The 21,601-nt window shown below is 43.6% G+C and carries 18 protein-coding genes; all 18 read right to left on the bottom strand.

Features of this window, described 5'->3' with window-relative positions; all coding sequences use genetic code 11:
- Positions 1–407 precede the first annotated feature (407 nt).
- The 18 genes from ABE28_RS06525 to ABE28_RS06440 all read right to left on the bottom strand — a co-directional run bounded on the left by ABE28_RS06525 (position 408) and on the right by ABE28_RS06440 (position 21,601).
- Entirely contained in the window at positions 408–1,472 is a 1,065-nt protein-coding gene (locus tag ABE28_RS06525) for a sulfate/molybdate ABC transporter ATP-binding protein (protein ID WP_064466519.1), read from the bottom strand.
- Between the two features lie 11 nt (positions 1,473–1,483).
- Entirely contained in the window at positions 1,484–2,368 is an 885-nt protein-coding gene (gene cysW, locus ABE28_RS06520; RefSeq protein WP_064466520.1) for a sulfate ABC transporter permease subunit CysW, read from the bottom strand.
- An 11-nt stretch (positions 2,369–2,379) separates the two neighbouring features.
- Positions 2,380–3,219: a sulfate ABC transporter permease subunit CysT gene (cysT, locus tag ABE28_RS06515; protein ID WP_064466521.1), complete on the bottom strand. Its 840-nt coding sequence runs from the start codon at positions 3,217–3,219 to the stop codon at positions 2,380–2,382.
- A 65-nt stretch (positions 3,220–3,284) separates the two neighbouring features.
- On the bottom strand, positions 3,285–4,316 hold the full coding sequence (locus tag ABE28_RS06510; RefSeq protein ID WP_180319981.1) for a sulfate ABC transporter substrate-binding protein: 1,032 nt from the start codon (positions 4,314–4,316) through the stop codon (positions 3,285–3,287).
- Between the two features lie 477 nt (positions 4,317–4,793).
- Positions 4,794–5,447, bottom strand: a complete 654-nt coding sequence (nadD, locus tag ABE28_RS06505) for a nicotinate (nicotinamide) nucleotide adenylyltransferase (protein WP_064466523.1) — start codon at positions 5,445–5,447, stop codon at positions 4,794–4,796.
- 68 nt (positions 5,448–5,515) lie between these two features.
- Positions 5,516–6,865, bottom strand: a complete 1,350-nt coding sequence (locus ABE28_RS06500) for an amino acid permease (protein ID WP_064466524.1) — start codon at positions 6,863–6,865, stop codon at positions 5,516–5,518.
- Between the two features lie 141 nt (positions 6,866–7,006).
- On the bottom strand, positions 7,007–8,503 hold the full coding sequence (locus tag ABE28_RS06495) for a carboxylesterase/lipase family protein (RefSeq protein WP_064466525.1): 1,497 nt from the start codon (positions 8,501–8,503) through the stop codon (positions 7,007–7,009).
- Between the two features lie 161 nt (positions 8,504–8,664).
- Positions 8,665–9,087, bottom strand: coding sequence for a MerR family transcriptional regulator (locus tag ABE28_RS06490; protein WP_167353386.1), 423 nt, complete (start codon positions 9,085–9,087; stop codon positions 8,665–8,667).
- An 83-nt stretch (positions 9,088–9,170) separates the two neighbouring features.
- On the bottom strand, positions 9,171–10,808 hold the full coding sequence (locus ABE28_RS06485) for a SulP family inorganic anion transporter (protein ID WP_064466899.1): 1,638 nt from the start codon (positions 10,806–10,808) through the stop codon (positions 9,171–9,173).
- Between the two features lie 498 nt (positions 10,809–11,306).
- A complete protein-coding gene (gene pgmB / locus ABE28_RS06480; RefSeq protein ID WP_257390729.1) occupies positions 11,307–12,005 on the bottom strand; it encodes a beta-phosphoglucomutase in 699 nt (232 codons plus the stop codon).
- Complete coding sequence (locus ABE28_RS06475) at positions 11,998–13,143, bottom strand: glycerate kinase (protein WP_064466526.1); 1,146 nt, start codon at positions 13,141–13,143, stop codon at positions 11,998–12,000. The genes pgmB and ABE28_RS06475 overlap by 8 nt, the downstream gene beginning before the upstream one ends.
- Positions 13,144–13,211: 68 nt before the next feature.
- Entirely contained in the window at positions 13,212–15,440 is a 2,229-nt protein-coding gene (locus ABE28_RS06470; RefSeq protein ID WP_064466527.1) for a glycoside hydrolase family 65 protein, read from the bottom strand.
- Positions 15,437–16,471: a Gfo/Idh/MocA family protein gene (locus tag ABE28_RS06465; RefSeq protein ID WP_064466528.1), complete on the bottom strand. Its 1,035-nt coding sequence runs from the start codon at positions 16,469–16,471 to the stop codon at positions 15,437–15,439. The genes ABE28_RS06470 and ABE28_RS06465 overlap by 4 nt, the downstream gene beginning before the upstream one ends.
- 15 nt (positions 16,472–16,486) lie before the next feature.
- Positions 16,487–17,281 carry a sugar phosphate isomerase/epimerase family protein gene (locus tag ABE28_RS06460; RefSeq protein ID WP_064466529.1) on the bottom strand — a complete coding sequence of 265 codons (795 nt, stop codon included), beginning with the start codon at positions 17,279–17,281 and terminating at the stop codon, positions 16,487–16,489.
- Between the two features lie 54 nt (positions 17,282–17,335).
- On the bottom strand, positions 17,336–18,394 hold the full coding sequence (locus ABE28_RS06455; protein WP_064466530.1) for a zinc-dependent alcohol dehydrogenase: 1,059 nt from the start codon (positions 18,392–18,394) through the stop codon (positions 17,336–17,338).
- A 37-nt stretch (positions 18,395–18,431) separates the two neighbouring features.
- Positions 18,432–19,280 carry a carbohydrate ABC transporter permease gene (locus tag ABE28_RS06450; RefSeq protein ID WP_064466901.1) on the bottom strand — a complete coding sequence of 283 codons (849 nt, stop codon included), beginning with the start codon at positions 19,278–19,280 and terminating at the stop codon, positions 18,432–18,434.
- Positions 19,273–20,148 (bottom strand): carbohydrate ABC transporter permease, encoded by an 876-nt coding sequence (locus ABE28_RS06445; protein WP_064466531.1) that lies wholly within the window; start codon positions 20,146–20,148, stop codon positions 19,273–19,275. Before ABE28_RS06445 ends, ABE28_RS06450 begins: the two co-directional genes overlap by 8 nt.
- Before the next feature lie 145 nt (positions 20,149–20,293).
- The gene (locus tag ABE28_RS06440) at positions 20,294–21,601 is read right to left on the bottom strand and encodes an ABC transporter substrate-binding protein (RefSeq protein ID WP_064466532.1); all 1,308 of its coding nucleotides are present in this window, start codon (positions 21,599–21,601) and stop codon (positions 20,294–20,296) included.

Genomic DNA, 21,601 nt, shown 5'->3' with positions numbered 1-21,601 from the left:
TCAGTCAAAATAAATTGCTGGGATATCTTCTCTATTTTTTTTACTCATTATGTAAATTTCCAAGGTTGTAACAATATGAAATATATTTCTGAAACTCTACTATGTTTTTTACCTAAGTCGTAGTATATCATCACATTTTGTCAAATGCGTGATAACAATATTACAATTACATTTCATTTTTAACATAATACGTGAAAAATCGACTTTTTCACGTGATAAAACGTCCATTATTTTACATACCCTAACATAGATATTGATACAAGACTTTTTATCTACTTTTTATAACAAAGGAACCAGTGACCATTGGCAGGTAGGACATGTACGATCAATGACACTTCCAATGAAATACCAAAAAGGCCTCGGAGGACAAGTTCTCCGAAACCTTTTCGTCATTTTTCGACCTTTGCTTAAATTCCAGCCATATAGTCTACAAAAACTTTCAATTCTTTTGGCCTTACATACACTCTTTCACCTTTCCTTAATTCAAGCTGAATATATTGTTCTTTCGTCAGTTCGATTTCAAGTGGCTCGTTCGTATCCTGACGAATCACTTCAATGCGGACGATGGCCCCCATTGCATGGATATGATCAATGATGGATGCTATCGAATCCTTTCCTGCTGCTTCTCTTTCAATGATGAAATTATGTGCCCTTACATATCCTGTACTCACGCCTTCTTCACTATCAGGGGCATTCATTTCCACGTTCCCTGTTACCAATTTGCCTTGTTGGACGTTCCCCTTGAAAAGATTGACACTGCCAAGAAAATCATAAACAAATGGATTTATCGGGTGATCATATACTTCTTCGGGTGTTCCGACCTGTTCAATTTTCCCTTCATTCATGATGACCACCCTATCGGCAACATCCATCGCTTCTTCTTGATCATGCGTAACAAACACACTCGTCACATTGAACTCATCATGAAGCCTCCTTAACCAACGCCTGAGTTCCTTGCGAACCTTGGCATCCAATGCTCCGAATGGTTCATCCAGCAATAGAATGTTCGGCTCAACCGCAAGTGCCCTTGCCAAGGCTACACGCTGGCGCTGACCGCCGGATAATTGGGATGGGTATCGATCCTTATATCCTTCCAGCTTGACGAGCTGAAGCAATTCATTCACTTTTTGTTCAATCTCTTTTTTACCTGGCCTTATTTTCCTCGGACGGACCTTTAATCCGTAAGCGATATTATCAAATATGCTCATATTGCGAAAAAGGGCATAATGCTGGAAAACAAAGCCGACATTTCGATCCTTGACATGCTTATGTGTGTAATTCTCTTCATTAAATAAGATATTTCCAGCCTCTGCCTGCTCCAGCCCGGCAATGATACGCAGTAATGATGTTTTCCCAGACCCGGATGGGCCAAGAAGGGCGATGAGTTCCCCGCTCTTAATTTCCAAATTGATGCTTGAAAGAGCTTGATATGATCCATAATATTTTGTGATGTTTTCAACGATGATACTCATTTCTTCCCCTCCTAGCTCGCTTTTGTCGATTTAAAGTCCGTTTTCCATTCTATGAAGCTTTTGATGATCAAGGTGATGATGGCAAATATGGACATCAGGGATGCAACGGCAAAGGCAGCTGAAAATTGATATTCATTGTATAAGATTTCAATATGAAGCGGCATCGTGTTGGTCATCCCCCTTATATGGCCGGATACGACTGATACCGCCCCAAATTCCCCTATCGTCCTTGCGTTACAGAGGATGACACCATATAAAAGGCCCCATTTAATATTAGGAAGCGTAACATACCAAAAAGTCTTGAACCCGCCTGCACCTAGTGTCAGTGATGCCTCTTCTTCGGAAGTGCCCTGGCTTTGCATGAGCGGGATCAACTCACGCGCAATGAACGGGAAAGTGATGAAAATGGAGGCGATGACAATTCCTGGTATGGAGAAAATCACTTTTAAGCCAAGCGATTGCAGCATCGGACCAAGTGCTCCATGTAAGCCGAAGAGAAGGACAAAAATCAGGCCTGCAATAACAGGTGAAACCGAAAAAGGTAAATCTATCAGCGTTATTAAGAGATTTTTCCCCTTAAAATCATATTTAGTAATCGTCCACGCAGCCACTACTCCAAATATGGCATTGAGTGGCACCGTTATGAGGACAACGATCAATGTTAACTTGATTGCCGCCAATGAATCCGGATGGGCAATAGCCGCCAAATAAGCATCTGCACCTTTTTCAAACGCCTTTACAAAGATTGCAATTAACGGGATAACTAAAAACAAAGTCAAAAATAGTAAAACAATGGAAATTAGGATCCACTGAATCGATTTTGGCTCTTTAGTCGCGTTTTTCGTCACAATGACTGGTCCATTCGTTTTTGCAACAACTGTTTGATCGTGTTCCAATATGTCCCCTCCTACTTCCCTGAGTATCTTTTGCCTGTCCACCACTGTAGGACATTAATGGTGAACAAAATCAGAAATGTAATGACGAGCATGACTGCGGCTACTGCCGTTGCCCCTTCATAATCATACTGTTCGAGTTTTGTCATGATGATAAGGGGCGAAATCTCCGTTTTAAATGGCATGTTTCCGGCAATGAAGACTACGGATCCATACTCTCCCAGTGCCCTCGCAAACGAAAGCGCGAACCCAGTCAAAATCGCTGGAATCAATTCGGGAAAGATTATTTTAATGAATGTTTGCATGCGATTCGCCCCAAGGGAAGCTGAAGCTTCCTCCATCCCTTTTTCGATATTCTCAAGCACCGGCTGAACCATCCTGACCACGAATGGAAGGCCGATGAATATGAGGGCAATGATGATTCCGACAGGGGTGAATGCGATTTTAAAGCTGAAAAATTGTCCGATCCATCCATTCGGTGAATACAATGTGGTCAATGTTATTCCTGCGACAGCAGTCGGGAGGGCAAAGGGCAAATCAACCAATCCATCGATGATCCTTTTACCCGGGAACTCATAGCGAGTAAGCACCCAGGCAATTAAAACACCAAAAACCGCGTTCACGAATGCCGCAGTTAACGCTGTCATAAAACTCAACTTATACGAGGCGACTACCCTTGGTTCTGTAATGGTCGCCCAGAACTCCTGAAAACCCATCGAAAACGTATTTAGAAAAACCATCGATAACGGGATCAAAACGATGATGGTAAGATACAGCAACGTAAAACCCATCGTCAATCCAAAACCGGGAATGGTCCTTTTATTCTTCCGTTTTCCTTCTGTCATTAAAGTCATCGTTTCGCCCCAGTTCTTTCTTATGAATTAGGAGGGAGAAGATAGATCCACCTTCTCCCTCGTGCTTATTTGGGTTGATAAATTTCGTCGAATGTACCGCCGTCATTGAAGTGTGTTTCCTGGGCTTTTTTCCACCCGCCGAACTTGCCATCAACCGTCACCATATCGATATCGGCAAATTGATCTTGATATTTGGCGAGAACCTTCTCATCCCTAGGACGATAGAAGTTTTTCGCGGCAATTTCCTGACCGGCATCTGTATAAAGATATTTCAGATAAGCTTCTGCCACTTTTTTGGTTCCTTTTTTCTTGACCACTTCATCGACAACAGCTACTGGAGGCTCAGCTAGAATACTGATCGAAGGATTGACGATTTCATATTTGTCATCACCGAACTCCTTAAGCGTCAAGTAAGCTTCATTCTCCCAAGCAATCAGGACATCACCGATTCCCCGTTCCACAAAAGTGGTCGTTGCACCGCGTGCTCCCGAATCCAAAACCTCAACATTCTGATATAGTTTCTTCATGAAATCCTTTACTTTTGCTTCATCATTATCGTATTTCTTCTCGGCAAAAGCCCACGCAGCCAAGTAATTCCATCTAGCTCCCCCGCTAGTCTTCGGATTTGGTGTAATGACCGATACGTCTTTTTTGATTAAATCATCCCAGTCCTTAATTCCCTTTGGGTTATCTTTTTTAACCAAAAACACAATCGTTGATGTGTATGGTGTCGAGTTTTCCGGTAAGCGTTTTTGCCAATCCTCCGCTAATAGGTTGCTAGCTTCATGAATGGCATCAATATCATAAGCCAACGCCAATGTAACGACATCCGCTTCCAGTCCGTCAATCACAGCCCTTCCTTGTTTACCGGAACCACCATGGGATTGTTGAATCGTTACATCCTGACCGGATTCCTCCTTCCAATGCTTTGCGAACGCTTCATTGAATTCCTGATACAATTCCCGTGTCGGATCATATGACACATTCAATAGCTCAACCGTTTTTGCTTTCCCGTCTCCCTCCGTTTTTTCCGAATTGCATCCCGCAAGTATTCCGAAGGCTAAAATTACACTTGACCACACCATCAACTTTTTCATGGACTTCCCCCTATTTTTCGCTTTAAGCAACAAAAATGGCATAACATCCCCCTCATTCATTTTATTCAAGGAGATGGTATGCCTTCAGTTTCTCTGATCAGCAAATATTCTGAATTTACGTATAACTACCATAAAGCAAAGTATACCAAGTTGTCAACTGTGTTTTTTTCGTTTCCCTTTCTTCTTTAGTCGGATTGGATTGAAACGAAGGACGCCGCTTCTGCTTAGGATGCGAATCCATGAAAAAACACAGCTCCCTCACGCAACGGGAGCTGACCGCCTCCGGAAAGCTTAGTGCCTGCAGTGTAATGAAACGAGCTATGAACAAATCTCCTAAACTGAGTTCAATTGGATCTCTAATGCTGAATGAATTGGAGGAAAACGTTCAAATATCTTGATATAAGCAAAAGTACCCTACAGGATGGACTCTATTCAAGAGTCCATCCGATAGGGTACCTTTTTAAAGAAACCAAACATTCAAGGCATGGTATCTTTTTGATACAGCTTCTTATCCAAAATATATTGATAACAACGATCAGGCAACAAATATCTCGGCTCACCCCCCACGGAAAATTCATCCCTTATATAAGTAGAACTGATTTCCATGGAAAGGCCTTTATCAATAAGGTGAAAGGTATTTCCATCATCATAATTCCTAAGCAACGGGCTTTTGGAAATGATCTTCAACATGTCTATCCCATCACGTGCCATGACGATGAATTTATGATTGGCAATCAATTTTTCCCTGAATTTCCATCGTAAGTGTACCGGCTGATCCTGATTATCCATATCATCCAGTAAATCGGCTCCCATTATGAAATACACTTCGTCACTAGGGTACCGTGTCTTAAAGTATTCCATCGTATACCAAGTATATTGTTTCCCTGTACCTGCCCGTTCATTGATTTCATAATCACTAACTTCGAACAGAGGATTATCCTCTATTGCCATTACGAGCATTTCCCAACGATGTTCATTGCTCGTTTTCATCTTTTTATCGATGCGCCCATTTGCGCAAGGCAAAAAAATCACCTTGTCCAGCTTTGCACGATGCGCTATCGTGGATGCTGTCCATAAATGAACATTTGTGACTGGATCGAAGGAAGAACCATAAATCCCAATCTTACCCATCCATATATCCCTCCTTTCATTCTATCTTTCTTTCAAAAGCTGTTTATCCGTACGGTCGCTATCCATCATCACTTTCTCTTGATTTTGACCATGAATGCGTAAACGATGCAAAGGAAAATCAACCAAGGTATCCCGAACTGGAGAACGATTTTAAATGGGCCAGTGAACCAAGTCGATGCCGTCAAAGCTAGTAAAAGTAAGGCACCCAAAATCGTTAAATACGGAAAACCATGCATTTTCACGGGTAATTTACGTCCCCCTGATTTTTCCCAGCTCTTCCTGAAATAAAAATGTGAGATGAACACCATGAACCAGGTTAAAATGGCTCCGAACATCGATATTCCCATCATGAAGGCATAGGAAGTATCAGGCAGCAGGACTTTGACGCCTGCAGCAAGGAAAATGCCTAAAGTGGAAATAAGCAGGGCCCTTATCGGGACTCCATTTCTGTTCACTTTCTGAAAAATTGCCGGAGCCTGCCTTTGCTCGGATAATGAAAATATCATCCTTGTCGAGGCATACAATTGACTATTCATGGCAGATAAAGCTGCCGTTAAAATAATGAAATTCATGATTCCGGATGCACCAGGAATATTCAGGGTTTCCATCACCCTGACAAAGGGACTTTTATCAATTCCGGCGTCTTGCCATGGTACAATCATTAACATGAGCCCGATTGTCAGAACATAAAATGTCGCAAGCCTGAAAACAGTAGCCTTTAAAGCTTTCGGTACGGCAATATCAGGGTCCTTTGCCTCTCCTGCCGTGACGGCAATCAGTTCCGTTCCTAAGAAGCTGAAGAGAGAAATGAAGATGGCGACCCAAAGCCCCCAGAACCCGAATGGCATAAACCCTTCGTGTCCGGTATAATTCTCCACTCCGATTCCGCTTGCAGGCTCGGCACCGACGACCACGTAAGCTCCTAATAAAATGAAGATGACGATGGCACTTATTTTAATCATTGAAAACAGGTATTCGAAATTCCCGAATGTATTGACACTTGTAGCATTTACATAAATTAGCACGGCCGCAAAAAGAAAGATCCAAATGCTTCCTGGAACATCAGGAAACCAATATTTCATATATACTGCGATTGCACTCACTTCGACCCCAATCGCTAGGACATTCGCGATCCAATACGAATACCTCACAACAAATCCCGCAAATGGACTGATATACTTTTCGGCAATCGTTCCAAAGGATCCCGATGTTGGATGGGCTACCGTCATTTCTGCCAAACAGCCCATCAAGAGCAGGACGATGAAGGCACCTATTGCATAGCTGATCAGGACACTGGGGCCTGCTGTTGAAATCGCAAGGCCACTACCCAGAAATAAACCGGTGCCTATTGCACAACCCATGGCAATCATGGTGATTTGATTTGATGATAATTCACGACGCAGCTTATTCTTCTCCATATGTTGCTCCTATCTCACGCAATAATTTACCTCTTATTCCATTTTTTGTACTACCGAGGCTCGGTTGCATTAGGCCAGTGAAGAAATTGCTGCAAAAGTCGAATTTGTTCACTGAGCCGCTTTTTCAAAAAACGACATCTATCACTTGTAGGTTCCTCCCCCTATCCCTTCCCATGCCAACCTTATCATTCTATTAGGATCTTTTTCAATATAATCTCTTTTATTAAAAATCATCGTGTAACGATTGGCTTCATTGTATTTCGGCCAAATTTCCCCTAATGGCGGATTTGGGTTTCCGTATTTCGCAAAATTCACCCAATGATTCTTTATCCTGTTTGAAACCTTATGCGCTGCTGACCTGAAACGAATGGAATGGATCCGTTCCACAAGCGTGGCACTGAAATTTTGTAAAGCAAAAGAGTTTTCCACAATAGACGCTCCTCCCCCATTTTCTAAGCAAATGGACGCCGTTTTGCGATCATAGTGATACATCCAGGTTCTTTCAATTTTACTGTATGCCTCCGCATATCTGATTGAAGATATATGGTTTACTGCATCACTGCCTATTCCAAATGCCGCTTCTCTTTCAGGGAAGAACCAATAAGCATTGTTAATCCGTTCTTTCGCCCCTGGGTCAGTGTTTTCGAACATCATCTCGGCATTTGACGGGATTAGATGAGGGTCAAGTTGACCGAGTGATGATGCCTCGTCTCGATTTATTCCTATAAGCAAGGGTATTCCCTCTGTTTTTTTCGAACGAATTGAATCAAGTGGATAATCTGGCAAAAAATCACCATCGACGACAGGTCCAAACGGCAGCAGCAAACCGGGGAACGCTTGTGCATTCTCCTGTTGTAATCGCGAGGAAGCCGCTATGATGTCTGCAACTGAAATTGTTTTTAACCGGTGTATTTCATCCATTCCGATCCCCAAGATCTGAAGGAACCTTTCACTGACTTGCCGTGCGCTTCCTTTTCCGGCTATACATGCCGGGGAAGGGCTTTCGGCTATAGCCTTGTGAAATAGTCCTCTTGCGGAAGGGACAGTCAGTAAGGTCGTTACGGCACTCCCCCCAGACAAATCGCCGAAAATCGTTACATTTTCAGGGTCACCGCCAAAAACCTCTATATTTTCCTGCACCCATTTTAAGGATGCCACTTGGTCACGTAAACCTAAATTGGTTTCGAATTCTTCAGTCTCTCCAGCCAAATCGGTAAAATCCAAAAATCCCAGGGCCCCTAACCGATATTGGATGCTTACAACGACAACATCTCCATTTTTTGCCAAGGAATGTCCGTTAAACTGACCAGTGGATCCAGCACCGGATATGTATGTCCCACCTGGTACCCACACCATGACGGGCCGCTTTTTATCATCAGCTCTCGGTGACCATATATTAAGATACAAGCAATCTTCATCCATATTCCCCTTGCCTGCCCCATCGTTTGGCTGTGGCTGGAAGGCACCGAATTCCACCGCATCCAATACACCGCTCCATTTCTCGACCGGCTCCGGTGAGCGGAAACGCAGGGCATCAATTGGTGCCTTTGCATACCTGACTCCACGCCAAACGCATATATCATTCTCCATCGTACCCTGAAGATGTCCTTTTGCCGTCGTTACGATTGATCCTATCATCCACTCTCACCTCTTTAAAAAAGTTTCGAATACTTAAGTTCTTCTTTTTCAATTCCTTCATATCCTTCATCTTTACAAAAAAAAAAAGAAATATGAAGAATAAAAAATCAGCTATTGATCGTCACAAAAAAAGACCCGATCGGGTCTTTTTTTGTTGAATGTCAACTGCTTAAGCCGAGCATGGCAATGATGCTCAATAAAGAGCTGCTTCTAACGGAAAGCTGCTTCACAGCAAACTTTACCTGCTGTTCATCAAGTTGGTCGAGTAAAGGCTTTAATTCCATCAATTCATTTTCCAGCTCTTTAAGATCCATTGCTATCTTGTCCATCTTAAAGAGCACTTGTTCAGAGTCGACGGTGGTTGCCTTCCAGACCTGTAATCGATCCTTGATTTCATTCAAAGGCATATTTTGTTCTTTATACCGATTGATCATTCGAAGGCGGTTTAGCGCATCTTCCGTATAGTATCGGTACCTGGACCCAGTTTTTTCATAGTTCAGCATTCCTAGTTGTGTGTAATAATCAATGGTTCTCCTTGAGACATTTGCAAGTTCAGCGAGCTGGCCAATTCGATAAATATTCACCCAGATAGTCACCTTCTTTTAAAATCTACTGTTAACGATACTATAACATAAGATTTCAAAAAGGGACTTCCAGGATGAATCAATTAGACTACTTTATCCGCACTTCCATTCAACTGTTTTTTAGCAAAATATAAGGCATCTTCCTTGGATTTGAAAAAATGCTGTTTTTCGATTTTATGATACAACCCCGTGCTGAGAAGCAATTCCTTCGGTTGTTGCTGGATTCCAGAAATGATCAGTTTTCCTTTGTATTTCCTGATGCGATTGACAATTGCCAATAGTGCAGCCTCTGCTGACGTATCCATATAGGTTACCCGGCGCATGCTTAAAACCAATATTTTCGTCTTATTATCCAAGTTCGCCAGTATCGAAGACTCTAGTACATCTATCGAACCAAAGAATAACGGCCCTTCCAAGTTATACACATTGATTTTCGAACTCGAATCATCGGTCGGGATGATTTCGGTTATATCGTTCCTTTCTCTGACCTTTAATGTATGGCTCATTTTTTTTATGAAAGTGACGAACGCAATCATTAGGCCAATACCGACCCCCATGATTAAATCAGTGAAGACCGTGACGAGGAAAGTCACTACTAACACCGCTGAATCGGTCGTCTTCGTTTTCAATACATGAGCGAACTCCTTTCTTTCACTCATATTCCAGGCAACAACCATCAATATCGGAGCCATGCTGGCTAAAGGTATATGCTCTGCAAAAGGAGCAAGTACGAGTAAAACCAGCAAAACGACAATTCCGTGAATGACTCCGGACATGGGGGAAACTGCCCCGCTTTTTATGTTGGTCGCTGTCCTTGCAATGGCACCCGTTGCCGGTATCCCTCCAAAAAATGGAGTCGCCATATTCGCAATTCCTTGGCCGACTAATTCCTTGTTGCTATCGTGCTTGGTTCCTCCCAGGTTATCGGCCACGGTGGCGGATAACAATGATTCGACTCCGCCCAACAAGGCAATCGTAAAAGCAACTGGTAGGAGCGTGATGATGGTTTCCAATGATAAGTCCGGCACATTGAATTCCGGGAAACCTTTCGGAATCGCCCCATACGTCGAGCCAATGGTGGCTACCTTATCCGGAAATAAAAAGAAGGCAGCCAATGTCGAAACAAGGAGGCCCAGCAATGCCCCCGGCACTCGCGGCAGGACTTTTGGCGCCAGCAGGATGACGATGAAGCATATACACGCAACAACGATACTATATAAATTGATCGTGTCCGCTTTAATCACCAATTCCTTCATGTTATCGATAAACGCTTCATGCTTTTCCACCTTCATGCCCAGAAAACTGGCAATCTGTCCCGAAAAGATAATGATGGCAATGCCTGTCGTAAAGCCGATGATGACTGGGCGGGGGATGAACTTCATCAAATTGCCCAGCTTTAGCACACCCATCAACACTAATATCACTCCCGCCAAAAATCCGGCAATCAGCAAGCTTTCATAACCATATTGCATGACAATGCCGAATAATAAGGGTACGAATGCACCAGTAGGCCCACCAATTTGATATTTGGATCCGCCCAAAATGGAAATGAGAATTCCTGCGATGATCGTCGTATATAATCCGTATATCGGTTCCACGCCTGAAGCAATTGCGAATGCCAATCCTAAAGGAATGGCCACGACGCCTACAACCAACCCAGCCGTTACGTCTTTTTGAAAACCCTTCATGTTATACCCTCGAAATCTAGTATCTTTTATCATCTTTATCATTCTCACATCCTTGGTCTTTTTGATTAACATCCACCATCGACAGAGGAGGTATTTGAAAAGCATCAAACTTGCTTAATGGAAGAACTTCTCAGGGGGAAACGATGTTTCTTACTGACTGCAGGAGCATTGGGTTTAAGGAATGGACGTCATGTGCACTCTCCTTTGTTAAGTTATTTGACATGCTTCAACATTATACAGTAAAACGTAAAACTGTACATTATTAGAAATGTAAACATTTGTTTACAACTTCTCCGCTACTTTTACACTTATATTACAAACCAGGACAATACTTCCAGACTGGTTATTTTGAAATCGGAAAGATAGACTATGAATCAGGAAGATTGAACTTCCGGCTATTTCCCCATCCAGATCACCCTGCCAGAAAAAAGATCATGATTGTGGAAATTGCCGTTCAAAACGTACTTCTTCCTCATGAATATAAAAAAAAACCCCGTCCTCCGATGAAGGGGGCGGGGTTGGAACCAGCCTTTAGCTCGTTATATTTATGGACTGCATATTTCTCCAAGTTTGATATTCAGACTTGATATTTTCCCACTTGAGTCCTTTTGTTGCAGCCACTTGATAATCGGATTTGTAAAGGGTATTCCCCACACCTACGGCAAACATTTTGCTTGCCTTGATCGAATCGATGCCGGCAGCGGCATCTTCAATACCGATCGAACGCTCCGGGTCTGCCTCAAGCCGATTACATGCAGTGAGGAAGATTTCCGGATCGGGTTTTGTTTTTTTAACTTTTGAAGCATCGACAATATAATCAAAAGTATTATCCAACTGCAGTGCCCGCAAAACTGTCAGTGCATTTTTGGAAACGGATGCAAGACCAATCGGAACACCTTCACTTTTAATGGCGGAAATCAGCTCCACTATTCCCGGCAGGATATCTTGAGGCGTCAAATGGTTCAGAAACTGGCAATAATGTTGATTCTTTTTTTCCGCCATGGTTTCTTTTTCATGTAACGTGAAGTCGTTTTGTCGATTGCCTTCTTCTAAGATAAGCTCGAGTGAAGCCATGCGGCTTACACCCTTTAGCCTTTCGTTAAATACTTCGTCAATTTCGATGTTCATCTCACGAGCCATTTCGCGCCAAGCCAGGAAATGATAATGCGCTGTATCCGTTATGACACCATCAAGGTCAAATACTACAGCATCTATAAATTTTTCATCCATTAAATCCGTCCCTCTCATTTCGAAGCAGTGCTGCAACATTACGAGATGTTCTCTCAATATTCGCGAATGCACCGCTTAGAATGTGTTCAATTGGCAGCATGGCAGGAATGGTGGGGAAAATCGCAGTAAAGCCATGATTGTAAAGGGCTTCAGAACCTTCACCCACACTGCCGCAAATCGCTATTACCTTTGCTTTTCGCGGCGCACATTTAGCTACGCCTGCAGGAGCTTTTCCAAAAATTGTTTGGCCATCTATTTTTCCTTCACCGACGATCACGATATCCGCGTCTTGGCAAATCTCTTTCACCTTTAGCTGCTCCAGCACGAGATCAATACCTTTCTTTAGTTGAGCTCCTGTGAATAAAAGCAGACCTGCCCCCATCCCTCCGCCTGCACCGCTTCCCGGCAAGGAGGAGACATCCACCTTCATAAAGCTGCCTGCGATTTGATAAAACCTTCCCATGGCATGATCCATTTCATTCAACATTTCTTTCGGCAGCCCTTTTTGCGGTCCATAAATATACGTTGCACCATTATTGCCCGTCAGGGGGTTATCGACATCTGCCGCCACTGTTATTTTCACGGAGTCCAAACGCCGATTACGATTGCGATCAGACATTGAAGTTATTCGAAATAGATCCTTGCCATTACCCTTCACCGTCTTTCCTTGTTCATCAAAAAATTCATAACCAAGCGCGGAAGCCATGCCCACACCTCCATCATTCGTTGAGCTGCCGCCCACTCCAATGATTAGTTCCGCGGCCCCCTGATTCAGCGCATGAAGCATCAGCTCCCCCACACCAAAGGAAGTGGTATGCAAAGGATTTCGCCGATCAATCGGTACAAGATGTAAGCCGCAAGCCTCCGCCATTTCGATAAAAGCGGTCTTGCCTTCATTCGAGAATGCTATTTTCGCTTCTACCGGAATTCCAAGCGGACCTGTAACGAATATGCTCTCCATCCTTCCCTTATGCGCGGATACCAAAGCTTTGACGGTACCTTCACCGCCGTCTGCAATTGGAAGCAAATGATACTCCGCTTGCGGGAAAATGGATTGAAATCCAGCTTGAATGGCCCTTGCCACTTCGTCTGCTGGTAAACTCTCTTTAAATGAATCTGGTGCAATGACAACTTTCATGTTTGCCTCCCATTTTATGAATGAACGCTTGCAAGAATGAACGCCTCTTCTAGTACTGAAATGGATAATTATATATATTGAAGTTCCACTTCGAGTTTGTTGGATACGAGAAATTCAGCCCCATTTAGTTCTATGCATACATCATCACCCGAAACCTTGGTAATCTCGACTTGTTTATGGGTTAGGGAAATATGTAATCGAGATCCTTGGAAAATGAACGGAAAGGTAAGTTCTGACCATTCTGAAGGAAGCTTAGGGTCCAAACTTAACCGCTGATCCTTAATGGATATATTAGCAAAGCCAAACATTGCCGCCATCCAGATGGCACCAAGGGATGCTGCATGAAGCCCCTCATCAGAGGAAAGGGGATTCGGTCCCAAATCGATTAAACAGCTTTCCTGGAAAAAACCGTATGCCTTATCGATATCCCCAGCCCGCGCGGCAACTATGGCATGAATCGCTTTACTAAGGGAAGAATCGTGAATGGTATGCTCCTCATAATAATGCAGATTTTCAGAGATTATATCCTTTGGAAATAAATCCGGTAACAAGTAGAGCAGCATGACGACATCCGCCTGTTTCAGGATTTGCATCTCATTCACTTCTTGACGTGAATAATCCATAAGGATGCCCTGACTGCCCTGAGCTTGTTTGTACCGCGATAAGTCGATCTCGGGCTTGCTCAAAAACGTATCATCTTGGGGGATGATTTTATCATCATTGGCCTTGGGCAAATATAAGCGTTTCAAAAACTCATGGCCCCGATCCTTTAATTGATGATCAACATCTCCAAATTTACCCATGAAAAACAGCGCCTGCTCGACATTGTACCAAGCCATATAATTGGTAAAGGCATTATTGTTGACGTGCTCCGTGTACTCATCCGGTCCTATGACATCCTTGATAACAAGTTGGCCATTTTCTTCCGCGGCCCGGCTGATCCAAAACCGGCTCGTTTCCTTTAGAAGCTCCAGCCCCTCTTTTTTCATGAATGCATCATCCAATGTATTTTGGTAATATTCCACCACTGTATAGGCAATGTCTGCAACAATATGGTGCTCCGCCAAGGCTGAGGCCACCTTTTGCCGCTTACCGGTTTTAATGTTAATAGCAGCAAATTCAGGTGTTTCTTCTTCACCTGTAAAAGCACTTTCCCAAGGGAATAAAGCACCTTCATATCCATTGGATGCAGCTTTCCCCATCGCCTGCTTCAGATGCAGATAACGGTAACGCAAAAGCTTTTTCGCTTTTTTGGGCTCAGTGAACAGATGGAAGGGTGTTATGAATATTTCCGTATCCCAAAAAACATGACCTTTATACCCTTCTCCCGTCAAACCCTTTGCACCTACGCTAAACCGTTCATCATGGGCAGGTGTCATGACCTCCAGCTGATAGACGGAAAAATCGAGTGCCAGTTGGTCAAAAACCCTCGCGGATGACACTTTGATGCGCTTTTCCATCCAAAATTGCGCCCACTCTCCTGCCGATTTATGCAGCAACGCATCATATCCAGCAGCAGAGCAGCTTCTAAGGGCGGCTTCACTTGCTTCTTCAGGGCTTTCCCCCCTTAAATCACCATCCAGCGAGGTATAAATGACGCCCATTTTTTCAAGAACGAAAGGAGTTTCAGCGAGGAGATCCTGCTTAATGGTCGTAAGCAGCTGCCTATTTTTTGCCGCGTGGCCTACCTCTCCTTGCAATGAACAAGTGCAACATGCGGCAAGGGCGATCATATGCCCTGATTCGGTCGTTTTATAGATTCCCTGGAGCAGGTCCCCTTCCACAACACGAACCTTTTCTTCAATCAAATGCTGTCTCCCGAAATTCGTTTGCTGTGCATTGATTCCAGTCACGATCTTCATTTGGGCAGGTTTGTCCAAAGAAGTTACCGTCAATTTAGTCGCAAGAACATGGAGGTCGTTTTTTGCTGCAAAACGCTGAAATGTAAGGCGGAACCGTGAACCGGTTCTACTTTTCCATAAAATATCACGTCGCAATTCGCCGTTTTCAAGGTTCAGCTGGCGTTTATAGGACAGGATTTCTCCTGTTAATAAGGAAAAATTCTCTCCATCAAGCTCAATATTCATGCCCACCATATCTGGCAAATTGACTAAATCGGACGGTTCATTGGCTGTAGCTTTATTATATATCCCTGCAACATACATTCCTCTTGTTTGATCTACATAATTTTCTTCATGAGAAGCACGCAGACCGAAATATCCGTTGCCTACAGTCATTAAACTTGCAAATTTATTTATATAACGCGTATCGAATCTATTTTCATCTAATTTTTTCATATGGTTATGCTTTCACCTTTTTCAGCAGATTGATAGAGAGCTTCGACGAGTTGCATGATCAAGTAACCTTCTCTTCCATCAGCCACCATGACCTCTTTGCCTAGACATTTATCAACAAAGGCAGCCATTCCTTTCTGTAGCCTGTCTGGATCGGCTGTCTCCCTATTCAAGATCGTCACCAATTCCCCTTTTCGATCAGAATGAATATGGGCAGGAAACAGGGTTGCACCCGCCTCATCCCCATGGAATTCCACATTCATGATGGATGTTTCTTTTATATTCAGAGCAAATGAAGTCTCGATTTGCAGCAAGCACCCGCCTTCAAGCTCTATGAACCCAAACAGGGAATCCTCCACTTCATACTTGTTTGGATCCCATTCACCAAAAGTTCCGTGCGATTTTTTCGTGCCGATTTTTTGAAACATTTTTGCTGTTACCTTTTCGACTTTCGGATAACCTAAAACATGGAGGGCAGCATCGAGCATGTGGATGCCCAAATCGATCAAGGGCCCGCCGCCCTGCGCATCTTTGTTAGTGAAATTCCCCCAACCAGGTACACCGCTTCGGCGCAGCGCTTTTGCTTTTACGACATAAACCTCTCCAAGTAAGCCTTCCGCCACTTTTTGCTGCATGATTTTAACATCTTCTGCAAAGCGATGGTGAAAATTATAAGCGAGAATGAGGTTATTTCCTTCAGCCACTTCCTGCATCTGCCTTGCTTCCTGGCTTGAAATGGAAGGCGGCTTCTCGCACAGAACATGACAGCCATGCTCCAAAGCCTTCATGACATGTTCATGATGGTACTTATTTGGCGTGCAGACACTGACGATGTCCGGCTTTTCCGCTTGAAACATTTCCTCTACATCCGTATAGTATCGGGCGATTTCGTTCCGTTTTGCAAAATCCTTTGTCCGTTCGAAATTTGGGCCGACAACTGCGACAATTTCAACCTCATTCCTGGTACGGTAGTATGAAACATGGACCTTTTCTGCCATTTGCCCTCCACCAATTATCGCAATTTTCTTCTTCATCTCTAATCAGCCCCTTTAGCCCAATGATTCCTTTAGGTAATGTAATGCCTTCATATACTCCGCTTTCGGATCATTTCCCCTTATACGGCATTCGATGGTTAAAAAGCCAACATACCCGTCTTCTTTAAGCTGATTAAAGTGACGCTTGAAGTCCAATGAACCGCTGCCTGGCTGAAAACGGTGGTTATCAGCCAGATGAACATGCCGCACCAAATCCTGATTCATATGCAGTGCCTCGGATATATCATCTTCTTCAATGTTCATATGATAGAAATCCGCGATGATTTTCACGTTGTTCAACTCGTTTTCTTCTATATAACTCCTTGCATCTGCGAGCGTATTGATCATATGATCTTGATAGCGATTCAAAGGTTCAAGGAATATCGTTGTCCCGGTTTCTTTCGCGATTCTTTCCAAGTAAATCAGGGAATCTGTTACGGCCCTCCTATCTGCCTCCATGCTTCTAGGAGAATGCATTGGCGGCAAGCGGTATGTGAACATGCCCCAGGCAGCTGGAACGACAATCCCCTTCCCTCCCACTTCTTTGAGCGCCTCAAGAATTTTTTTGATTTCAGCCAATCCGTTGAGCCTGCGTTCCTCGTTGAAGTCACCGATCCAGCCAGTGTAGCCCCCGCAGGCAGTCGTTACTGGAATCCCTGTCTCCGCAACGGCGTCCTTCACTTCTTCCACATTATCGACAAGTAGTTTGCCATCGATTTCAAATCCTTCAAAGCCTGCCTCTTTTAAGTAACGGAATTTTTCTTTCAAATCCCTCGGAAAAAACGCCTGATCCTGTGTACCGATTTTCATTAACATATCCCCCATTCACAAGTATTCCAACATGGATCTTCACCCGATAAAGATTCATTTTTTATAGTCAATTCCCATTTTGATACTTAATTCCGGGTGCTGATCGATATATTCCATGTAAGCTTCTGCACTCTGGTCAAATGTAACGATTGGTTCGATGATATCCTCACAATTTAAATAGCCATTCATCAGCAGCTCCCAGCAGGTTTCTTCAATGCGCTTTCTGTTCCAGCGTGGATAATCTGGATTAGGCTCGCTTGCTGCGCGGGAGAACACAATTTTCGCATTATTGAAATGGGCCTCCCTCCCAAAATTCAAACCTGCAGGAAAGGCCTTCCCAAAGGCCACGTAGGAAATGGTGCCGCCATACGCAATGCCCTTCAGAGCTGCTTGAAGCGCTGCCGCATTTCCACTTGTCTCAATGATGGAATCCGCCCCTATTTTATTAGTCAGCTTTTTCACTTCAAGCCCTATATCATCATTGGTCGGATCAAAACAAACATCCGCCCCGTTACGCCGAGCGATTTCCCTGCGTTGATTCAAGGGATCAACACCGACAACGATACTCGCACCCGCTTTTTTTGCCAGCTGGATTGCCAATTGGCCGATTGCACCAAGCCCAACCACAACGACGTAATCACCTGCGCGTACATTGGCATCGCGTACACCGCTCATGGCAAATTGTGCAGGGTCATAGCAAACCGCATTTTGCCATTTTGCCCCCTCTGGCATTTTGCGTAATCGGTGGTTATCCACCGCATTCACAATGACCGTCTCCATGATGGGTCCATATGTACAAACCGTATCTCCCAACTGGTATTCCGTTACATCCGTTCCCATTTCGATGATTCGACCTACAACCATATTCCCAAGCTGGAATTCCCCAAATACGATCCCTTTAGTCGAGCCTTCTTCCCTCGGCATGAACATCCGCCACTCTTCAGAAAAATCCTCATCCATGAAAGGTGTCATTCCGCGAAAGTCGATGACTTCAGTGCCATGTTTAGGTGAGGCGAACTGCACATCTATTTTCACTTCATTCGGCTTGACGGCACTTTCTTCATAACTGATCAATGCTGCAACCCTTGGTTTTATCGCAACTAGTTTTTTCATCATGTATACCTTCTCTCGTTTATTTGATTGTTTTCGATTATCCCTTCACTCCGCCCTCGGTCATGTTTCCTTTTATGAAGTGCTCAGAGATTGCATACATTGCTACAACAGGAAGTGCGGTTATAAGTGAGGCTGCCATCATTCTTCCCCATATATAATCTGGTGTACTGAACAAGGCATTCAAGCCGATTGGGAGCGTGAAGTTGACAGAATCCGACAGGAATATTGATGCGAACAAGTAATCATTCCAGGCGACCATGAATGAATAGACAAAAACGGATATGATCCCTGATAGAGCTAGAGGGATGATGATATAGAAAATGATCTGGACACGGTTCAACCCATCGATCATCGCGGCTTCCTCCAAGTCATCCGGAATGGTGTCAAAATAACTTTTCAACATGAAAATTGAAGTCGGAAGCGTTTGGACGATCATTGTGATGATCAACGCTGTTTTCGTATCATACAAACCGAGACCGGATATGATCTTGAATAGAGGCACGACAAGCAAAATCCCAGACAGCATATACACGGTATAGAAACTTGCATTAATGGTCGTTTTTCCGATAAAATTCAGTTTCGAAAGGGCGTAGGCCCCGAAAATGCCAATTAAAACTGACAGCAACGCCGCTGTGAGGGCCACTGTTAAACTATTTTTAAAATAAGCTAGGAAAGGAAAGATATCCGGATTGAAAATATCTAAATAATGCTGAAATGTCCAATCCTTCGGAAAAAAAGTTGGGTCAGTGGCAACCGCTTCCTTGGAGTTCTTGAAGGAAGTCATCAACATGATGAAAAATGGAAATAAGGAAACGACCAATAAGGCGATCAGCCCGGTATAAAACCCGATCTTCCTTGCTGCTTTATTCTTCTTACTGCTAGCCATTGCCATTGAATTTCACCCGCTTTCTTGATGCTATTATTACGATGGAAAGGATAATGAAAAGAATGACAGAGATGGATGCGGCCTTGCCAAGATCATTAAAGGCAAATGCCGTTTCGTACAAGTAAATGCCGATGATGTTCACTTTGTTCGTCAACAGATATACATCTGTGAACATATAGAATAACCAGATGGAACGAAGTGTTATTATCGTTATCAGTACAGGCATGATCGCCGGGATGGTCACATTCTTGAACTTCTCCCAGGTCGAAGCCCCATCGATCTCCGCTGCTTCATATAAACTGGAATCCACTGTCTGCAGGATTGCCAGGAACGAGATGAATGCATATGGGAAGTATCTCCATATTGCAAAAAGCACGACTAGTATGAAGCTGCTGACAGGATTGTCAAACCATAGGGGCGCCTTATCAAATAAATGAAAAACGTCCACCCCTAAATGATTTATGACGCCATATCCGTTATTGAACATGTACTTCCAGGCAAAAACCAAGGAAATCGAAGGGGTTACATAAGACAGGATAATTAATGACCGGGCTGCTTTGCGGAATTTGAAGGGGCGGTTAAAGAAGATTGCCACGGCCAATCCCAATGCCGTACTCCCTGCCACTGCCAGGATCATGTATAAAACGGTAATTCCTAATGATTTAATGAATTCGACATCTGTCAGTATGTCCGTATAGTTTTTCAACCCGACAAAGGTTGCATCTAGCCTTGGATTGATTGGTAGATCAAAAAAACTAATCTTTATATTGGATATCATTGGATATGCCACAAGCAAAAGCACTAAAAAGACACTTGGAAAAAGCAGTACCCATGCCAGCTTCAAATCCGATTTCCCTCTGTTTTTCATGTTCACGCCCCCCTGAATACATACCTTTTTTCCCCTATGAGATGCCCCAAAACCATATGACCCATGAGGGATCATGGAATCTTCCTGGCCTTGGACTTAATAAATGAAATAGAGGGTCTTGCCGTATGTTAACTTTCCTTGAACCTCATTTGCTTAAGACATCTTTGATTTTCTTTTCAGCGGTTTTTAGTTCTCCATCAACGCTTTTCCCGCCAACTGTAATATCATTCACTAATGTGGAAATGGCGCCTGAGCTCGTAATATCACCCATCTTCAAGTAGTTTTTCCCACCTGCCAGACCGAAGACTTGGATGTCGTTAAAAGATGTCGCAATTTCCGTCGATAAATCCCCAAAGGATTTCACCACTTCATTTTCTTGATAGGCAGCGTTTTCTGTAACCGCTTTATTAACTGGCTGTGCACCGCCTGGCGACATCAATACCCAATTTGTCATATTTTCCGGCTCAGACAAAAACGCCGTGAATTTCTCTGCCGCTTCTTTTTGTGCATCTTCCAAACCCGATGAAATGGTGATTGCAGAAACCGTTCCATACACCGCTTTTGTTTTTTGTTGCGGAATAGCAAAACCGATATTGTCTGCATCACCTTCCGCATGAACGGAAGGCAGGATATAAGTCGAATATACAGCCATCGGCGTCGTTCCATTCATGAAAGCATCTTTAACCTCGGTGGTATCATTTGAACCTGGCATCGTGTATCGCGCTAGTTCTTTATAATAAGTTAGCGCTTCTTTCATCGATTTTTTATTCATATCCAGCTTTCCTTTGCCATCAAGTACATTTGCATCGTTCGATAGCGCAAATTGAGAGAATGCTTGCTCGGAGAATCCACCTTCAACGGTTGGCAAAGCGATGCCGTACTTTTTACTGCCACTGTCCGTAAATGCCTTTGCGACCTTCAATACGTCATCCCAGGTTTTTGGCTCTTCAAAACCTTTGGAGGCCAGCATTTCTTTATTGAACCAAATTCCTTGCACCCAGCCACTTATCGGAATTCCGGTATAACCCTTTCCATCTTCTGGAGTCACTAATTTTAAAGCGCCGTCATAGAAGTCCGTTTTACCCGATTTCTCAAGCGTTTTGGTGACGGCCTCTTTATCAATGAGCTGCTCCTTATCCATTACCTTTGCATAATCCTGTCCAACTTCAAGGACTGCAGGAAGTTTTCCTGCGCTTGCTAACGTGATGATCTTCGTATTATATGAATCTTCCTGAACTGGAACTTGCTTAATTTTAATAGCCGGGTTTTCTTTCTCGAATTTATCGACCAGCTTGTTGATCACCGCCAGGCGCTCCTGTTCAACGGAGGAATGCATGAACTCGATTGTTATGTTCTCATCTGTGCCTGCCTTGTCGCTTCCGCCGCTGCAGGCTGATAACGCAATGCTTAAACCAAAGATCAACGCTACACCCATGATTTTGAATTTCATCAT

The sequence above is a fragment of the Peribacillus muralis genome, from assembly GCF_001645685.2.
GTDB lineage: Bacteria > Bacillota > Bacilli > Bacillales > DSM-1321 > Peribacillus > Peribacillus muralis_A.
This window is presented reverse-complemented; position numbering and strand designations above follow the sequence as displayed.

What these genes read in the sequence shown, in the direction of transcription:
- ABE28_RS06525 (WP_064466519.1), bottom strand. Translation starts at nt 1,472, where the DNA reads ATGAGTATCATCGTTGAAAACATCACAAAATATTATGGATCATATCAA.
- cysT (WP_064466521.1), bottom strand. Translation starts at nt 3,219, where the DNA reads ATGACTTTAATGACAGAAGGAAAACGGAAGAATAAAAGGACCATTCCC.
- ABE28_RS06510 (WP_180319981.1), bottom strand. Translation starts at nt 4,316, where the DNA reads ATGAAAAAGTTGATGGTGTGGTCAAGTGTAATTTTAGCCTTCGGAATA.
- nadD (WP_064466523.1), bottom strand. Translation starts at nt 5,447, where the DNA reads ATGGGTAAGATTGGGATTTATGGTTCTTCCTTCGATCCAGTCACAAAT.
- ABE28_RS06500 (WP_064466524.1), bottom strand. Translation starts at nt 6,865, where the DNA reads ATGGAGAAGAATAAGCTGCGTCGTGAATTATCATCAAATCAAATCACC.
- ABE28_RS06495 (WP_064466525.1), bottom strand. Translation starts at nt 8,503, where the DNA reads ATGATAGGATCAATCGTAACGACGGCAAAAGGACATCTTCAGGGTACG.
- ABE28_RS06485 (WP_064466899.1), bottom strand. Translation starts at nt 10,808, where the DNA reads ATGATAAAAGATACTAGATTTCGAGGGTATAACATGAAGGGTTTTCAA.
- pgmB (WP_257390729.1), bottom strand. Translation starts at nt 12,005, where the DNA reads ATGGATGAAAAATTTATAGATGCTGTAGTATTTGACCTTGATGGTGTC.
- ABE28_RS06475 (WP_064466526.1), bottom strand. Translation starts at nt 13,143, where the DNA reads ATGAAAGTTGTCATTGCACCAGATTCATTTAAAGAGAGTTTACCAGCA.
- ABE28_RS06470 (WP_064466527.1), bottom strand. Translation starts at nt 15,440, where the DNA reads ATGAAAAAATTAGATGAAAATAGATTCGATACGCGTTATATAAATAAA.
- ABE28_RS06465 (WP_064466528.1), bottom strand. Translation starts at nt 16,471, where the DNA reads ATGAAGAAGAAAATTGCGATAATTGGTGGAGGGCAAATGGCAGAAAAG.
- ABE28_RS06460 (WP_064466529.1), bottom strand. Translation starts at nt 17,281, where the DNA reads ATGAAAATCGGTACACAGGATCAGGCGTTTTTTCCGAGGGATTTGAAA.
- ABE28_RS06455 (WP_064466530.1), bottom strand. Translation starts at nt 18,394, where the DNA reads ATGAAAAAACTAGTTGCGATAAAACCAAGGGTTGCAGCATTGATCAGT.
- ABE28_RS06450 (WP_064466901.1), bottom strand. Translation starts at nt 19,280, where the DNA reads ATGGCTAGCAGTAAGAAGAATAAAGCAGCAAGGAAGATCGGGTTTTAT.
- ABE28_RS06445 (WP_064466531.1), bottom strand. Translation starts at nt 20,148, where the DNA reads ATGAAAAACAGAGGGAAATCGGATTTGAAGCTGGCATGGGTACTGCTT.
- ABE28_RS06440 (WP_064466532.1), bottom strand. Translation starts at nt 21,601, where the DNA reads ATGATGAAATTCAAAATCATGGGTGTAGCGTTGATCTTTGGTTTAAGC.